We start from the raw sequence: 15,445 nt of genomic DNA, 5'->3' as shown, positions 1-15,445 counted from the left end.
ATTTTTCATACTAATAGTCTCCTAAGGTTTCTGCATTTTGAGCTAAACCGACAGCAAGTTGATCATCATTAGGCGCTTTTCCGTGCCAAGCGTGTGTGTGCATCATAAAATCCACACCATTACCCATTACTGTATGCAATAACACACAAACAGGTTTTCCTTTTCCTGTTAAAGACTTAGCTTCAGCCATTCCATTAAGAATTGCTTCTATGTTATTTCCTTTTTCAATATCTAAAACAGTCCAGCCAAAAGCTTCAAACTTCGCTTTAATGCTTCCCATTGGTAAAACATCGTCTGTAGAGCCATCAATTTGTTGTTTGTTTAAATCAATGGTAGAAATAAGATTATCTACTTTCTTTGCAGAAGCATACATAATGGCCTCCCAATTTTGTCCCTCTTGTAATTCTCCATCACCATGAAGACTATATACTATATGACTATCATTATTTAGTTTCTTAGCTTGTGCAGCACCAATGGCAACCGACATGCCTTGACCTAGTGAACCAGAGGCGATTCTTACACCTGGTAAACCTTCATGAGTTGTTGGATGTCCTTGTAGACGGGAATCTATTAATCTAAACGTATTTAATTCATTCACTGGAAAGTAACCAGACCTAGCTAAAACACTATAAAACACGGGCGAAATATGTCCGTTTGAAAGAAAGAATAAATCTTCTCCTTTTCCATCCATATCAAAACCTTCGTTTCGTTCCATAATTTCTTTATACAATGAAACAAAAAATTCGGCACAACCTAAAGAGCCTCCTGGATGACCAGAATTTACTTTATGTACCATACGCAAAATGTCTCTACGAACTTGCGTGGTTAAATCTTCTAATTGTTGAATATTTGGCATACTTTGTTGCTTAAATTAATGGCACAAAAATAGGTTTTTACAAGAGCCTTTCAAAGATTGATTGATGTCACTTATTAACGATTTTAGTGATTTGCTAACAATTTTTATTTTTAATTAAGAACGAATGTAAATGAGTTAATTATATTTGCCGATAGACTTAGATTTAATGAATTTTAAAAGACTAGCAAACGATAAGGAAACTAAAGCCAGAGCAGGAGTTATTACTACAGATCATGGTACTATTGAGACTCCAATTTTCATGCCTGTTGGTACTGTCGGTTCCGTTAAAGGTGTGCATCAGAGAGAGTTAAAGAACGATATTAATCCAGATATAATTTTAGGAAATACATATCATTTGTATTTGAGACCACAAACTCCAATTTTAGAACAAGCTGGTGGATTACATAAGTTTATGAATTGGGACAGGAATATCTTAACGGACTCTGGTGGGTATCAAGTTTATTCTTTATCTGCAAATAGAAAAATCAAAGAAGAAGGAGTAAAATTTAAGTCACATATTGATGGTAGTTACCATGTTTTTACACCAGAAAACGTTATGGAAGTGCAGCGAAGTATAGGAGCAGATATTATCATGGCTTTTGACGAATGTACTCCCTATCCATGCGATTATAACTATGCAAAACGTTCAATGCATATGACTCATCGTTGGCTAGAGCGTTGTTTAACACATTTAAAAAAGACTCCTTTTAAATACGATTATGAGCAAACGTTTTTTCCTATTGTTCAAGGAAGTACGTATAAAGATTTAAGACAACAATCTGCAGAGTATATTGCAAATGCTGGAGCGGAAGGTAATGCTATTGGGGGACTCTCAGTTGGTGAGCCAGCGGAAGAAATGTATGCGATGACAGATGTAGTTTGTAGTATATTACCAGAGGACAAACCTAGATATTTAATGGGAGTTGGTACACCAATCAATATATTAGAAAATATCGCGTTAGGTGTAGATATGTTTGATTGTGTAATGCCCACACGAAATGCCAGGAATGGTATGTTGTTTACGGCACATGGTTCTATAAATATTAAGAACTTAAAATGGGCAGATGATTTTTCTCCAATAGATGAAATGGCGATTACATTTGTAGATACAGAATATAGTAAAGCCTACTTAAGACATTTATTTACTGTTAATGAATTGTTGGGAAAACAAATTGCTACTATACATAATCTAGGTTTCTATTTATGGTTGACAAGAGAAGCTAGGAAACATATCATTGCAGGTGATTTTAGAGCTTGGAAAGATAAAATGGTTAAACAAATGGATAAAAGATTGTAGTAAGTGAAGATATTAGATTGGTACATATTAAAAAGGTATTTGCTTACATTTCTAATGATGTTACTATTGTTTATTCCCATAGGAATTACAGTAGATTTAGCTGAGAAGGTTGGAAAAATGTTAGAAAACAATGCTCCATTTGGAGATGTTACTGCTTATTACCTAGATTTTACAGTCTATTTTGCAAACCTACTCTTTCCTTTATTTTTATTTTTATCTGTAATTTGGTTTACTTCTAAGTTAGCTAATAATACAGAAATTGTAGCTTTTCTGAGTTCTGGGGTTTCTTTTTCTAGATTTTTGAGACCTTATCTTATTGGGGCAACTATTGTTGCCGTTTTCGCTTTAGTTCTAGGAATGTATTTAGCTCCAATTGCAAGTCAAGGTTTTAATGAATTTAGGTTTAAATATCTGAAGAAAAATAAACAAGTTCAAAAAACGCGAGACGTTTACCAACAGATAAACGATAACGATTATATTTTTGTAAGCAACTTTAGCACTAGTAGACAGGTAGGAATGAACTTCACTTACGAGCATTTTGAGGGTAATGAGCTTAAGTATAAGATTTTTGCGAATAGTATTCGATACGTTGAAGAAGATTCAACTTATCAATTAACTACATATGTAAAACGTAGTTTTGAAAATGGAATAGAAACCGTAGAAAAAGAAAAGAAAAAAAACTTAAGTCTACCATTTGAATTAGAAGACTTAACTCCAGTAGAATATGCTGCTGAAACTAAATCTTATGGTGATTTGTTAGAATTCATTAAAGCAGAAAAGCGAAGAGGGTCGCCAAATATTGGACGATACGAAGTAGTAAAACTTAAGAAATGGAGTTTGCCAGTTTCTATATTTATTCTTACCATAATTGGCGTGGCAGTTTCATCTGTTAAGAGGCGAGGAGGTATGGGCGTAAATTTAGCTTTCGGTATAGCTATTGTAATGATCTTTGTGTTTTTTGATAAGGTTTTTGGCGTTATGGCTGAGCAGTCCAATTTCCCTGCTATAATCGCTGTTTGGTTTCCTAATTTTATATTTGGTATTTTAGCAATATACCTTCTACAAAATGCCAAACGCTAAATTAAAGCATTATTTACACTTACACTTTTTAGTCTTTATTGCAGGCTTTACAGCAATCCTTGGCGAACTTATTACAATAGGATCTCTAGAGTTAGTTTGGTATAGAATGGCGATAGCTGGTATTTTAATGTTCATATATATTAAGATTATAAAACTTAATATTAAGATTAGTAAAAAAGCATTTTTAAAATTTTCAGTTGCAGGTGTCATTATAGCTTTACACTGGATTACTTTTTTTGAAGCAATCAATCAGGCCAATGTTTCTATTGCATTAGCCATGTTTTCTTCGGGAGCGTTTTTTGCCTCTTTTATAGAACCTATTTTTTTTAAACGACGCATATTAGGTTACGAAATACTTTTTGGCATTATCGTAATATTTGGCGTTTTTCTCATAACTAGTAGTGAAATGGGTTACCTCAATGGGATTATTTTGGGGTTATTATCTGCATTATTTTCAACATTATTTGCTGTTATTAATGGACGCTTTATAGAGCGTTATAACGCAACAATCATTTCATTTTATGAGTTTATAAGTGGTGTATTGTTTTTAACTGTATTTATCCTTTTATCAGGAACTCATTTTAATGCTGAATTCTTTACACTTTCAAATTCAGACTGGATATACCTTTTCATTTTAGCCTCAGTTTGTACTGCCTATGCCTTTATTGGTGCAGTCGAAGTAATGCGATATATAAGTCCTTTTACAGTAATTTTGAGTTATAATTTAGAACCTATTTATGGCATAGCGTTAGCTTTAGTTTTATTTCCGGAGAGCGAAAAAATGTCACCACAATTTTACATAGGTGCCATTCTTGTAATTGTAACGGTATTATTTGATGCCATATTCAAAAACTATAAAAGACGAAAAGGTAAAACACATAAAATTACCGATTAAAGTTTTTATATTTGCATTAACTAACTAAACAAAAAAACTAACTTCAAATTGTATGGAATACTTAGAGTTTGAATTACCAATAAAGGAATTAGAAGATCAGCTAGATAAATGCCAGATTATAGGAAAAGAAAGTGATGTTGATGTTACTGAAACCTGTAAGCAAATTGAAAAAAAATTAGCTGAAACTAAAAAAGAAATATATAAAAATCTTACGGCTTGGCAGCGTGTACAATTATCACGTCACCCAGATAGACCTTATACCTTAGATCATATAAAAGCACTTTGCGGAGATTCTTGGTTAGAGTTGCATGGTGATAGAAATGTGAAAGACGATAAGGCCATGATTGGTGGCCTAGGAAAAATAGGAGACCAATCTTATATGTTTATTGGTCAACAAAAAGGTTTTAACACTAAAACAAGACAGTATCGTAATTTCGGAATGTCTAATCCTGAAGGTTATCGTAAAGCATTACGTTTAATGAAATCTGCTGAAAAGTTTGGGATACCAGTAGTAACTTTAATTGATACTCCGGGTGCTTATCCAGGTTTAGAAGCAGAAGAACGCGGACAAGGGGAAGCTATTGCTAGAAATATTTTAGAAATGACCCGCCTTAAAGTACCAATTATAACAGTGATAATTGGTGAAGGTGCTTCTGGAGGTGCGTTAGGTATTGGAGTAGGAGATCGTGTTTTAATGTTAGAAAATACATGGTATTCTGTTATTTCTCCAGAATCGTGTTCATCAATTTTATGGAGAAGCTGGGAATACAAAGAACAAGCAGCAGAAGCTTTAAAACTTACAGCTAAGGACATGAAGCGAATGAAGCTAGTTGATCAGATAGTTAAAGAACCACTTGGTGGTGCACATAAAGATAGAGAAAAAGCTTTTTTAGCAGTTAGAGATGCCATCGTTAAATCTTATGAGGAGCTTAAAAACTTATCACCAAAAGATTTAGTAAAACAACGTATGGATAAATATGATGAAATGGGAGTCTATAAAGACTAAATCCACTAAACATAGGCAACTAAAAAAAACCGAAGTTTAGACTTTGGTTTTTTTTATCCCTATTAACAATATATTAGAGTTATTAACAGTTAAATTGTTAACGAAGTGTTGAGATTGTAAAAAGTCCATAATGCAGTTCGTCGATACAATTTTGCTACTTTTGTTACTTATGAAACAACCCAACCCAATACAAGGATATAAAGTTGATAAGAGCACAATCATTAGTTTAGAGAAAGGAAAAATTCCACCTCAAGCTATTGATTTAGAAGAAGTTGTGCTCGGAGCGATGATGATAGATAAGAAAGGTGTTGATGAGGTTATTGACATTTTAAGTGCAGAGGCTTTTTATAAGGATGCACATAAACATATCTTTGAAGCTATTTTTAAATTATTTGAAAACAGCGAGCCAGTTGACTTATTAACCGTTTCTAGTCAGCTAAAGAAAGACGAAAAGTTAGATTTGGTTGGAGGCGATTTTTACCTCATTTCTTTAACACAACGTGTGTCATCTTCAGCACATATTGAGTTTCATGCTCGTATTATTCTTCAAAAATATATACAACGTAGTTTAATCAAAATTTCAAGTGAAATTATTGAAGAAGCTTATGACGAAACTAAAGATGTCTTTGACCTTTTGGACAATGCAGAAGCTAAACTTTATGAAGTTACCCAAGGTAATGTTAAGAAGTCAACAGAGACAGCTCAGAGTTTGGTAATCCAAGCCAAAAAGAAGATTGAAGAGATTTCTAATAAAGAGGGAATGAGTGGAATTCCCTCGGGCTTTGATAAGTTAGATAAGTTGACTTCTGGTTGGCAACCATCCGATTTAGTGATTGTAGCTGCACGTCCTGGTATGGGAAAAACAGCATTTACGTTAACTATGGCTCGTAATGTAGCAGTTAACAGTAATATTCCTGTAGCGTTCTTTTCTTTAGAAATGTCCTCAGTACAATTAATAACCCGTTTAATTTCAAGTGAAACTGGCTTATCTTCAGAAAAATTAAGAACAGGAAAACTTGAAAAACACGAATGGGAACAGCTCAATGTTAAAGTAAAAACTTTAGAAAAAGCTCCTTTATTTATTGATGATACTCCATCACTTTCAATTTTCGATTTAAGAGCAAAAGCACGTCGTCTAGCATCTCAATATGGTATTAAGATGATAATGATTGATTATTTGCAGTTGATGACAGCAGGTGGAAGTCAAAAAGGTGGTAACAGAGAACAAGAGATATCTACTATTTCTCGTAACCTAAAGGCTTTAGCCAAAGAATTAAGTATTCCAGTCATTGCATTATCACAGTTATCTCGTGCTGTAGAAACTCGTGGTGGAAGTAAACGTCCTTTGCTATCTGATTTACGTGAATCTGGTGCAATAGAACAGGATGCGGACATTGTTTCATTTATTTACAGGCCTGAATATTATAAAATTGATGAATGGGATGATGAAGAACGTTCACCAACAGAAGGGCAAGGAGAATTTATAGTTGCAAAGCATAGAAATGGTGGTTTAGAGAATATACGACTGAAGTTTATCGGACACTTAGGTAAGTTTGACAACCTGGATGATTTTGACACTCCATTTGGTGAGTTTCATTCCAAAATGAATGCAGCAGCTAATGACGATACTTTTAAACCAGATAATTTCCCTTCTGCATCTGATGCTTTTGATGGACCTGAGGATGACGGTGTTCCTTTTTAAAAGCCTTTTATGAAGTCGAAAAACGAATTTTGACTTATATTTACATGCCTATTTAAAGAATTTGCCTCATGCTAGACCAAAGACGTACTACAAATATCTTATTACTCATTATAGTTGTTCCCTTAGTATTTTATCTTCTTAAAATACTATCATTCATTTTCATTCCGTTGATATTCTCAATGTTTATAGCATTACTGTTCTTACCATTAATGCGGTGGCTTGGACGTAGAAAAGTTCCTAAAGTAATTAGTATAATTATTGTATTGTTGTTAGCCGCAGGAGGTCTTAAACTAGGTATTGAATTAGTTCAATTATCAAGCAAAGAAATTATAGCTACTAAGTCTGATTTTTTTCCAAAGGCAGAAGAAAAAATAGCAGATTTAAAGGGTTATTTATTAGAGAATTATGGTATTGAATTTCAACAAGATAAAAATGTTGTAGCTCAATTATTTCAAAAAGAAAACTTGGGATCAACATTAGGCTTCCTAAATTCTTTTTTAACTAGCTTGTTAATGACTGTTTTCTTTGTTGTGCTTTGGTTAGCCGAATCTATCAATGTGCATAAACTATTAAATAATACTATTTTAAAGCAAAAGCATACTTCCATTAAAACCTTCATGAAGATTGAAAAAGATCTCATAAAATTTATAAAAGTTAAAGTATTGGTAAGTGCACTGACAGGTTTGTTTACTGGTTTAATGTGTGTGTTTTTTGATGTAAGCTTTCCAATATTTTGGGGTTTATTTGCTTTTGCAATTAATTTTGTTCAAATGGTAGGCTCATTTATTTCGGTAATATGCCTATCTATTTTTGCTTTTGTTGAGTTAGATCCGACAAGTACATTGTTCTTTTTTGTATTTTCAATCTCAATGGTTCAAGTGACTTTCGGTGCTATCTTAGAGCCTATTTTCATGGGAAAATCATTTTCGATAAATGTAATAGCTGTATTAGTAATGCTCATGTTTTGGGGTTTCCTTTGGGGAATTCCTGGATTGATAATGGCAATACCAATAACTGTTTTTATAAAAATTATACTAGACCAATTTCCCAATACAAAAATCATTGCTAGTTTACTTTCTGGCAATGAAACTACTATAGACTAAGGGCGATTTTTAATATTTCAAATTATAATTTTAAGTATCTTTCTACTTTAAAATTATAGTTATGGTTCATGGTACGCATAATGCTCTAGAAGATTCTAGAAATAATGATATTTTAATTTCTATAAACGACCAGTTATTTACTCGAAATGAGGCTAAAATCTCTGTTTTTGATAGTGGTTATTTAGTTGGTGATGGTATATGGGAAGCCTTACGATTACATAATGGAGTTTTAGTGTTTTTGGAAGATCACTTTAATCGTTTATGGCAATCTGCTGCAACAGTAGGTATGCATTTACCTTTCACTAAAGAAGAACTTGCTAAAAAAGTTTGGAACACACTGAAGGCTAATGATATGAGTGATGGAGTGCATGTGAGAATTATGGTAACTCGTGGTATCAAAAAAACACCTTCTCAGGATCCAAGATTAACCATTTCTGGTCCAAATGTGGTTATTATTCCAGAATATAAAACAGCCTCAAAAGCCTCAAAGAAAAAGGGGATTACATTGTTTACAAGTACAATCAGAAGAGGGTCTCCAGATTATTTAGACCCAAGGCTAAATTGTCACAGTAAACTTCATGAAGTTCAGGCATTGATTCAAGCCATACAAGCTGGTGCAGATGAAGCCTTGATGCTCGATATTCATGGCTTTGTGGCTACATGTAATGCAACTAATTTTTTCATAATAAAAAATGATGAAGTTTGGACCTCTACAAGTAAATACTGCATGAATGGAATTACCAGAGCTAAAGTCATTGAAGTTTGTACATCAAATGATATCCCATGTTTTGAAAAAGATTTTTCATTGTTTGATGTTTATGGAGCAGATGAAGCTTTTGTAACAGGAACATTTGGAGGATTAACACCAGTAACTAAAATTGATGGACGACAAATCGGTGAAGGTAATTATGGAAAAGTGACGAAGAAACTTAGTAGTTTATATACAGCTTTAATTGAAAACTCAGTAAAAAATGGATAATGTGAAACGCATTTGCTTATGGTCTGGACCACGAAATATTTCAACGGCATTGATGTATTCATTTGCGCAACGCTTTGATACCAAAGTTTTTGATGAGCCACTATATGCATATTATTTAAAACATCATCCCGAAGCACATTCTTATCATCCTGGAGCAGACGATATTCTCAAGACAATGGAGAATAGTGGTGAAAAAGTTGTGAATTTGATGCTTACTAACAATGAAAAGCCAGTATTGTTTTTTAAGCATATGACGCACCATTTATTAGACTTAAATCGTGACTTTATGAAAAAAACAGTCAATGTAATTCTTACTAGAGATCCCAAGGATATGTTACCCTCTTTCGATAAAGTGATTTATAATCCTACTATTGATGATGTTGGTTACGCACTTCATATCGAATTGCTAGACTATTTTGAAAAACATAATATACCTTTCACTGTTTTAGATTCTAAAAAAGTATTATTAAACCCAAAAGAAACACTTAAAAAATTATGCGATTTTGCTAATATACCATTTGATCATAATATGTTGGCTTGGCAGCCAAAGCAAAGACAAGAAGATGGTATTTGGGCAAAATATTGGTATCATAATGTGCATAAATCGAATGGTTTTCAAAAATATGAGCCAAGGGAAAATCCTTTTCCAACTCATTTGAATTCACTTTTAAATGAGTCTCAACCGTATTACGAAAAACTTATTTCATATTCTATTTAGGTCTTAAAAGAATGATAAAATAATGACTATAGACTAAAAAATAGTTATATTTCGTTCTAAATCTATGAACTTGAAAAAAATTGTTTTCATATTATTTGCGCTTTTCTTAAGTGTTAATGTATATGCGTCTTATATACTTATTCCTATGGATGCTGAAACTCAAGAAAACCATTTAAAGGCATACGGTATTACGTATTGGACATTAGAAAGAGAGTTAAAGGTAAAATGGTTACTGAATTATAGAGGAGGATCTTTTTTGTTGCCAGATGCCGAAATCATTCAACGCGAATGCCAAATTAGAGGTGTTTCATTTGAAGTGATTTCTGATACAAAAGCTGCTCAAATCTTAGAAGATATTGCCAGCCCATCAGTAAATCAAGAAGCTGTAGTTTTAGAAAAAGCACCAAAAATCGCAGTTTATACACCTTATGGAAAACAGCCTTGGGATGATGCAGTAACTATGGTGTTAACCTATGCCGAGATTCCATATGAAACCATTTATGACGAAGAAGTATTAAAAGACGAATTATTATTATACGATTGGTTACATCTACATCATGAAGATTTTACTGGCCAATATGGGAAATTTTATAGAACCTATCGTTCAGCTGCATGGTACATAGAAGAAAAGAAAACTGCAGAGGAATTAGCAAAACGGTTGGGTTATGATAAAGTTTCTGATGCTAAATTAGCAGTTGCTCTTAAAATACGTGATTATGTTGTTGGTGGTGGATTTATGTTTGCCATGTGTTCTGCTACAGACAGTTTTGATATAGCACTTTCGGCGGAAGGAGTAGATATCTGCGAGCCGATGTTTGATGGTGATGGAAGTGATGCAGGTTATCAGAACAAAATTGATTTTACTAATACCTTTGCTTTCAAAGATTACATCTTAGAACGTAGTCCTAATGTTTATGAGTTTTCATCCATTGATATGACTCAGAAACGTCAAATACCTTATACAACAGACTATTTTTCGTTGATGGAATATTCCGCTAAATGGGATCCAATTCCAACAATGCTTACTCAAAACCATACTGCTTTAGTAAAAGGTTTTATGGGGCAAACGACTTCATTCACTAGAGAACAAATTAAATCTAATGTCTTGGTGATGGGTGAGAATAGAACCAATGGTGAGGCTAAATATATTCATGGTATTAAAGGAAAAGGATTCTTTACCTTTTATGGTGGTCATGACCCCGAAGATTATACGCATAGAGTAGGTGACCCAAAAACAGAACTCGATTTGCATCCTACTTCACCTGGTTATCGTCTCATTTTGAATAATGTTTTGTTTCCTGCAGCCAAAAAGAAGAAGCAGAAAACCTGATATTTATCTGTAGTCGTTCTTTAGTATTTTAAATCTTAATCAATTCAATTTAACATGGGAAGAAAAGAAGCAATACTCAATAAAATTCAAATCTTAATAACAAATCATTATAGTACCCCTGAAGAAGCTTTTGCATTTTTCGATAAGAATGGTGATGGCAAATTAAGCAAGAAAGAGATTGTTAAATTGTTAAAGGAAGCAGAAATTAATGGATTTATTCGTGGTATTGTATCTTCAAAACTTATTGAAGGTTATGATAAAAATAGTGATGGTCTTATTAATTGGGAAGAATTCAAATTAGCCATTGATGAAATTTCTGAAGACTCAAAATAATCAAAAAGCTTCACTAGTATGCAATTCTTCCAAAAAGAAATAAGGTTACAAGCATTTTCAAGAGGTTTCCATTTAATTACTAATGAAGTATTGAAAGCTATTCCAGATATTTCTGAAATTAAAATAGGTCAATTACAAGTATTTATAAAGCATACTTCGGCTAGTTTAACCATAAATGAAAATGCAGATCCTACGGTAAGACTAGATTTTGAAAGTCATATCAATAAAATGGTACCAGAGAATCAAAACTACTACAAGCACACTTTTGAAGGATCTGACGATATGCCGGCACATATTAAAGCATCGTTGATGGGTAATTCTATTCAAATTCCCATAACAAATGGGCGCTTAAATTTAGGAATATGGCAAGGTATATATATCTGCGAGCATAGAAATAGAGCAAATGGTAGGCAGCTAGTTCTAACAGCATATGGAAACTAAAACAAAAAATCCGATTCATAAGAATCGGATTTTTTTAAGCGAAATGTTGTTATTAATTTGGCAAAAAGCCTTATTTAATTTTGTTTACTATAGCTTCAAAAGCTTCTGGGTGATTCATTGCTAAATCTGCAAGAACCTTACGATTCAAGTCAATATTATTAGCTTTTAATCCTCCCATAAATTTTGAATAGCTCATTCCATGTTGTCTTGCACCTGCATTAATACGCATAATCCATAACGAACGGAATGTTCTCTTTTTATTTCTACGGTCTCTATACGAATATTGCATCGCTTTGTCAACCGCATTCTTTGCTACTGTCCAAACGTTTTTACGTCTTCCGAAGTAACCTTTTGCTTGCTTAAGAACCTTTTTTCTTCTGGCTCTTTTTGCAACTGAATTTACTGATCTTGGCATTTCTTTAATTGTTTTTTGTAGTAGGCGGTCAAAAATGACACTTGCTAAATAATTTTGCCTAACTCCAGGGTTTATAAATTGTTTTAACCGATTAAAACAACATTACTTTAACCGTAACATTGTTTTAATGTTATCCTCATCATTCTTGTGTACTAAAGTATCATGAGTTAACTTAAGCTTACGCTTTTTAGATTTTTTCGTCAATATATGACTCTTAAAAGCGTGCTTTCTCTTAATCTTACCAGTGCCAGTTAGTTTGAAACGTTTCTTAGCACTCGATTTTGTTTTCATTTTAGGCATTTTCTCCTAGATTTAATTTACGTTTCGCTTATTATCGTTTTGCTGAATCAACAGCTTTTTTACTTCTTTTTTGGTGCAATGAACATAATCATACGCTTACCTTCAAGCTTAGGCATTTGTTCTACTTTACCATATTCCTCTAAATCTTGAGCCAATCTTAATAATAAGATTTGTCCTTGCTCTTTGAATACTATTGAACGTCCTTTAAAGAATACAAAAGCTTTTAGTTTTGCACCGTCCTTTAAGAACTTTTCGGCATGCTTCTTTTTAAAATCGTAGTCATGGTCATCTGTATTTGGACCAAAACGAATTTCTTTTACAACTACTTTAGTTGCTTTAGACTTTAACGCCTTTTCTCGTTTCTTTTGTTCGTAAAGAAACTTTTTATAATCCATTACCTTACAAACAGGAGGGTTCGCATTTGGCGAAATCTCTACAAGATCTAAACCTTGTTCATCAGCAATGGATAATGCTTTTTTTATTGGGTAAACTCCCACTTCTACATTGTCGCCAACGATTCTTACTTCTTCAGATCTAATTTTTGAATTTATACGGTGCTTATCCTCTTGGGTTACACGTCTGTTGTAATTCTTTCTGTTTCTACGTATTGCTATGGTTTCTGTATTTTAATTAAACATTATTTATTTAAAAGTTTTTAAACTTTTATTGACTTTATCTTTTATAATTTTTACAAAATCTTCTACAGTAATTGTGCCAAGGTCTTCACCACCATGTTGACGTACAGTTATTGTATTATCTTTTTCTTCTTGCTCACCAACAATAATCATAAACGGAAGCTTCTGTATTTCAGCTTCACGAATTTTCTTACCTACAGTTTCATTTCTGTTGTCTGCAAGGGCGCGAATTTCGTCATTTTCTAGCAAATTTAAAACTTTTTCCGCGTATTTTTCATATTTCTCACTAATTGATATAATAATAGCTTGTTCTGGCATTAACCATAACGGAAAATTTCCACCTGTATGCTCTAATAAAATTGCTACAAATCGTTCCATACTTCCAAAAGGTGCACGATGAATCATAACAGGTCTGTGCATCTCGTTATCACTACCCTTGTAAGTTAAATCGAAGCGTTCAGGTAAGTTGTAATCTACCTGTATAGTTCCTAGTTGCCATTGACGACCAAGAGCATCTTTAACCATAAAATCTAATTTAGGGCCATAAAAAGCAGCTTCGCCAGTTTCGACAACATAATTTAACCCTTTGTCAATAGCTGCATTCAATATAGCTTGCTCTGCTTTTTCCCAATTTTCATCACTTCCAATGTACTTCTCTGGTTTTTCGGGATCTCTTAAAGATACTTGAGCTGTAAAGTTCTCGAATCCTAATGAACCAAAAACATATAATACTAAATCAATAACTTCTTTAAATTCTGAATCTAGCTGATCTGGTGTACAGAAAATATGAGCATCATCTTGAGTAAACCCTCTCACTCGAGTCAGTCCATGCAATTCCCCGCTCTGTTCATAGCGATATACAGTGCCAAATTCAGCAAATCGTTTAGGTAATTCTTTATATGAAAAAGGTTTGCTATTGTATATCTCACAATGGTGAGGGCAATTCATAGGTTTTAATAAGAATTCTTCACCATCGGAAGGAGTTGTTATTGGTTGAAAACTATCTTCACCATATTTGGCATAATGACCAGAAGTAACATATAGTTCTTTTTGACCAATATGAGGTGTGACTACCATTTCATAACCTGCCTTTTTTTGAGCTAATTTTAAAAAGTTTTCCAAACGCTCACGTAAAGCAGCACCTTTTGGTAACCAAAGAGGTAAACCTTGACCTACTTTTTGAGAAAACGTAAACAATTCTAATTCTTTACCAAGCTTTCGATGATCACGTTTTTTTGCTTCTTCTAATAAATGAAGATACTCTGTAAGTTCCTTTTGCTTAGGGAATGAAATACCATAAACTCTGGTAAGTTGTTTATTGTTTTCATCACCTTTATAATAAGCACCAGCAACACTTATTATTTTTACAGCTTTTATAATACCTGTATTTGGAATATGCCCACCACGACATAAATCTGTGAAAGTTGAATGGTCACAGAAAGAAATTGTGCCATCTTCTAAGTTTTCAATCAGATCGACTTTATAATTGTTTTTACCTTTATAATAAGATAGAGCTTCTGCTTTAGAAACATCACGCATTTTAAAGTCGTGCTTGCCTCGTGCAATCTCAATCATTTTAGTTTCAATCTGCTTAAAATCTTTTTCAGAAATTGTGCCATCAGCTAAATCAACATCATAATAAAAACCATTTTCAATTGCTGGACCAACCCAAAGCTTAACACCAGGATACAATTCCTCTAGAGCCTGAGCTAAAACGTGAGCAGAAGAATGCCAAAATGCTTTCTTCCCAGCATCATCTCTAAATGTATATAAAGTAAGACTCCCATCTGTGGTCAATAGAGTGTTAGTTTCAACAACGTTATCATTGAATTTTGCTGAAATAACATTACGAGCAAATCCCTCGCTGATATCAACAGCCACTTCATAAGGCGTCACATCTTTATTAAAAGATCTAACCGAACCGTCAGGTAGAGTAATTTTTATCATTATATAGTATAAATTTTAGCCTACAAAGATATACCTATATATATAATAGACAAAGTGAAGTTTCTATTTAATATTAATGGTATTTGACTTTTGCTTTTAGAGAGCAAAACTGCGGACTATCCGCTAATATCTTTTGCTTTATGCGAAAGGACACTGCTGCTAGCGCTACGAAGCCCAACCTAAAGACTTGTGATAAATAAAGTATTCAAGAAATAAAGGTATTTAAACAATAATGAATTACAGTAGTATATTATTTGATTCGATTTCAATAAATATTTGGTTATAATTCCTTCATAATAAGCTTATTAAAAAGGTATTAGAAATAAAGTAAAAAAAGTTGTTGTAGGATTAAAAAGGAGTTATATATTTGCGCCCTCTTAATGGCGATATAGAGTCAAAGAGGGTAGT

At 33.1% G+C, this 15,445-nt stretch carries 16 protein-coding genes; 11 read left to right on the top strand and 5 right to left on the bottom strand.

Translation table 11 applies throughout. The annotated features are described in order from the left end of the window. Positions 1-10 precede the first annotated feature (10 nt). Entirely contained in the window at positions 11-856 is an 846-nt protein-coding gene (locus Q0822_RS10330; protein WP_299123236.1) for a transketolase, read from the bottom strand. Positions 857-1,022: 166 nt separating this feature from the next. Between Q0822_RS10330 and tgt the strand changes: the two genes are divergently transcribed. The 11 genes from tgt (at position 1,023) to Q0822_RS10275 (ending at position 11,740) form a co-directional block, all read left to right on the top strand. Further along, entirely contained in the window at positions 1,023-2,153 is a 1,131-nt protein-coding gene (tgt, locus tag Q0822_RS10325; protein ID WP_299123233.1) for a tRNA guanosine(34) transglycosylase Tgt, read from the top strand. Positions 2,154-2,156: 3 nt separating this feature from the next. Beyond that, entirely contained in the window at positions 2,157-3,233 is a 1,077-nt protein-coding gene (locus Q0822_RS10320) for an LptF/LptG family permease (protein WP_299123230.1), read from the top strand. Beyond that, complete coding sequence (locus tag Q0822_RS10315) at positions 3,220-4,128, top strand: DMT family transporter (RefSeq protein ID WP_299123227.1); 909 nt, start codon at positions 3,220-3,222, stop codon at positions 4,126-4,128. The genes Q0822_RS10320 and Q0822_RS10315 overlap by 14 nt, the downstream gene beginning before the upstream one ends. Before the next feature lie 52 nt (positions 4,129-4,180). After that, the gene (locus tag Q0822_RS10310) at positions 4,181-5,134 is read left to right on the top strand and encodes an acetyl-CoA carboxylase carboxyltransferase subunit alpha (protein WP_299123224.1); all 954 of its coding nucleotides are present in this window, start codon (positions 4,181-4,183) and stop codon (positions 5,132-5,134) included. A gap of 169 nt (positions 5,135-5,303) precedes the next feature. After that, on the top strand, positions 5,304-6,836 hold the full coding sequence (dnaB, locus tag Q0822_RS10305) for a replicative DNA helicase (protein WP_299123221.1): 1,533 nt from the start codon (positions 5,304-5,306) through the stop codon (positions 6,834-6,836). A gap of 68 nt (positions 6,837-6,904) precedes the next feature. Beyond that, complete coding sequence (locus Q0822_RS10300) at positions 6,905-7,939, top strand: AI-2E family transporter (RefSeq protein ID WP_299123218.1); 1,035 nt, start codon at positions 6,905-6,907, stop codon at positions 7,937-7,939. Between the two features lie 61 nt (positions 7,940-8,000). Further along, the gene (locus Q0822_RS10295; RefSeq protein ID WP_299123216.1) at positions 8,001-8,918 is read left to right on the top strand and encodes an aminotransferase class IV; all 918 of its coding nucleotides are present in this window, start codon (positions 8,001-8,003) and stop codon (positions 8,916-8,918) included. A 1-nt stretch (position 8,919) separates the two neighbouring features. Next, the gene (locus tag Q0822_RS10290; RefSeq protein ID WP_299123213.1) at positions 8,920-9,636 is read left to right on the top strand and encodes a sulfotransferase family protein; all 717 of its coding nucleotides are present in this window, start codon (positions 8,920-8,922) and stop codon (positions 9,634-9,636) included. Between the two features lie 64 nt (positions 9,637-9,700). Beyond that, positions 9,701-10,966, top strand: a complete 1,266-nt coding sequence (locus tag Q0822_RS10285) for an asparagine synthetase B (RefSeq protein WP_299123208.1) — start codon at positions 9,701-9,703, stop codon at positions 10,964-10,966. 54 nt (positions 10,967-11,020) lie between these two features. Then, entirely contained in the window at positions 11,021-11,299 is a 279-nt protein-coding gene (locus Q0822_RS10280; RefSeq protein WP_299123205.1) for an EF-hand domain-containing protein, read from the top strand. An 18-nt stretch (positions 11,300-11,317) separates the two neighbouring features. Then, on the top strand, positions 11,318-11,740 hold the full coding sequence (locus Q0822_RS10275; protein WP_299123200.1) for a secondary thiamine-phosphate synthase enzyme YjbQ: 423 nt from the start codon (positions 11,318-11,320) through the stop codon (positions 11,738-11,740). A gap of 70 nt (positions 11,741-11,810) precedes the next feature. Here the strand turns inward: Q0822_RS10275 and rplT are convergent, their stop codons facing one another. The 4 genes from rplT to thrS all read right to left on the bottom strand — a co-directional run bounded on the left by rplT (position 11,811) and on the right by thrS (position 15,037). Continuing rightward, on the bottom strand, positions 11,811-12,155 hold the full coding sequence (rplT, locus tag Q0822_RS10270; RefSeq protein WP_299123196.1) for a 50S ribosomal protein L20: 345 nt from the start codon (positions 12,153-12,155) through the stop codon (positions 11,811-11,813). Positions 12,156-12,257: 102 nt separating this feature from the next. Continuing rightward, on the bottom strand, positions 12,258-12,455 hold the full coding sequence (gene rpmI / locus Q0822_RS10265; protein WP_299123194.1) for a 50S ribosomal protein L35: 198 nt from the start codon (positions 12,453-12,455) through the stop codon (positions 12,258-12,260). A gap of 59 nt (positions 12,456-12,514) precedes the next feature. After that, positions 12,515-13,063: a translation initiation factor IF-3 gene (gene infC / locus Q0822_RS10260; RefSeq protein WP_299124165.1), complete on the bottom strand. Its 549-nt coding sequence runs from the start codon at positions 13,061-13,063 to the stop codon at positions 12,515-12,517. A 33-nt stretch (positions 13,064-13,096) separates the two neighbouring features. After that, complete coding sequence (gene thrS / locus Q0822_RS10255; RefSeq protein ID WP_299123192.1) at positions 13,097-15,037, bottom strand: threonine--tRNA ligase; 1,941 nt, start codon at positions 15,035-15,037, stop codon at positions 13,097-13,099. Positions 15,038-15,445: the final 408 nt, after the last annotated feature.

It is taken from the genome of uncultured Winogradskyella sp., assembly GCF_947496485.1.
Taxonomy (GTDB): Bacteria; Bacteroidota; Bacteroidia; order Flavobacteriales; family Flavobacteriaceae; genus Winogradskyella.
This window is presented reverse-complemented; position numbering and strand designations above follow the sequence as displayed.

What these genes read in the sequence shown, in the direction of transcription:
- Q0822_RS10330 (WP_299123236.1), bottom strand. Translation starts at nt 856, where the DNA reads ATGCCAAATATTCAACAATTAGAAGATTTAACCACGCAAGTTCGTAGA.
- tgt (WP_299123233.1), top strand. Translation starts at nt 1,023, where the DNA reads ATGAATTTTAAAAGACTAGCAAACGATAAGGAAACTAAAGCCAGAGCA.
- Q0822_RS10315 (WP_299123227.1), top strand. Translation starts at nt 3,220, where the DNA reads ATGCCAAACGCTAAATTAAAGCATTATTTACACTTACACTTTTTAGTC.
- Q0822_RS10310 (WP_299123224.1), top strand. Translation starts at nt 4,181, where the DNA reads ATGGAATACTTAGAGTTTGAATTACCAATAAAGGAATTAGAAGATCAG.
- dnaB (WP_299123221.1), top strand. Translation starts at nt 5,304, where the DNA reads ATGAAACAACCCAACCCAATACAAGGATATAAAGTTGATAAGAGCACA.
- Q0822_RS10300 (WP_299123218.1), top strand. Translation starts at nt 6,905, where the DNA reads ATGCTAGACCAAAGACGTACTACAAATATCTTATTACTCATTATAGTT.
- Q0822_RS10295 (WP_299123216.1), top strand. Translation starts at nt 8,001, where the DNA reads ATGGTTCATGGTACGCATAATGCTCTAGAAGATTCTAGAAATAATGAT.
- Q0822_RS10285 (WP_299123208.1), top strand. Translation starts at nt 9,701, where the DNA reads ATGAACTTGAAAAAAATTGTTTTCATATTATTTGCGCTTTTCTTAAGT.
- Q0822_RS10280 (WP_299123205.1), top strand. Translation starts at nt 11,021, where the DNA reads ATGGGAAGAAAAGAAGCAATACTCAATAAAATTCAAATCTTAATAACA.
- Q0822_RS10275 (WP_299123200.1), top strand. Translation starts at nt 11,318, where the DNA reads ATGCAATTCTTCCAAAAAGAAATAAGGTTACAAGCATTTTCAAGAGGT.
- rplT (WP_299123196.1), bottom strand. Translation starts at nt 12,155, where the DNA reads ATGCCAAGATCAGTAAATTCAGTTGCAAAAAGAGCCAGAAGAAAAAAG.
- rpmI (WP_299123194.1), bottom strand. Translation starts at nt 12,455, where the DNA reads ATGCCTAAAATGAAAACAAAATCGAGTGCTAAGAAACGTTTCAAACTA.
- thrS (WP_299123192.1), bottom strand. Translation starts at nt 15,037, where the DNA reads ATGATAAAAATTACTCTACCTGACGGTTCGGTTAGATCTTTTAATAAA.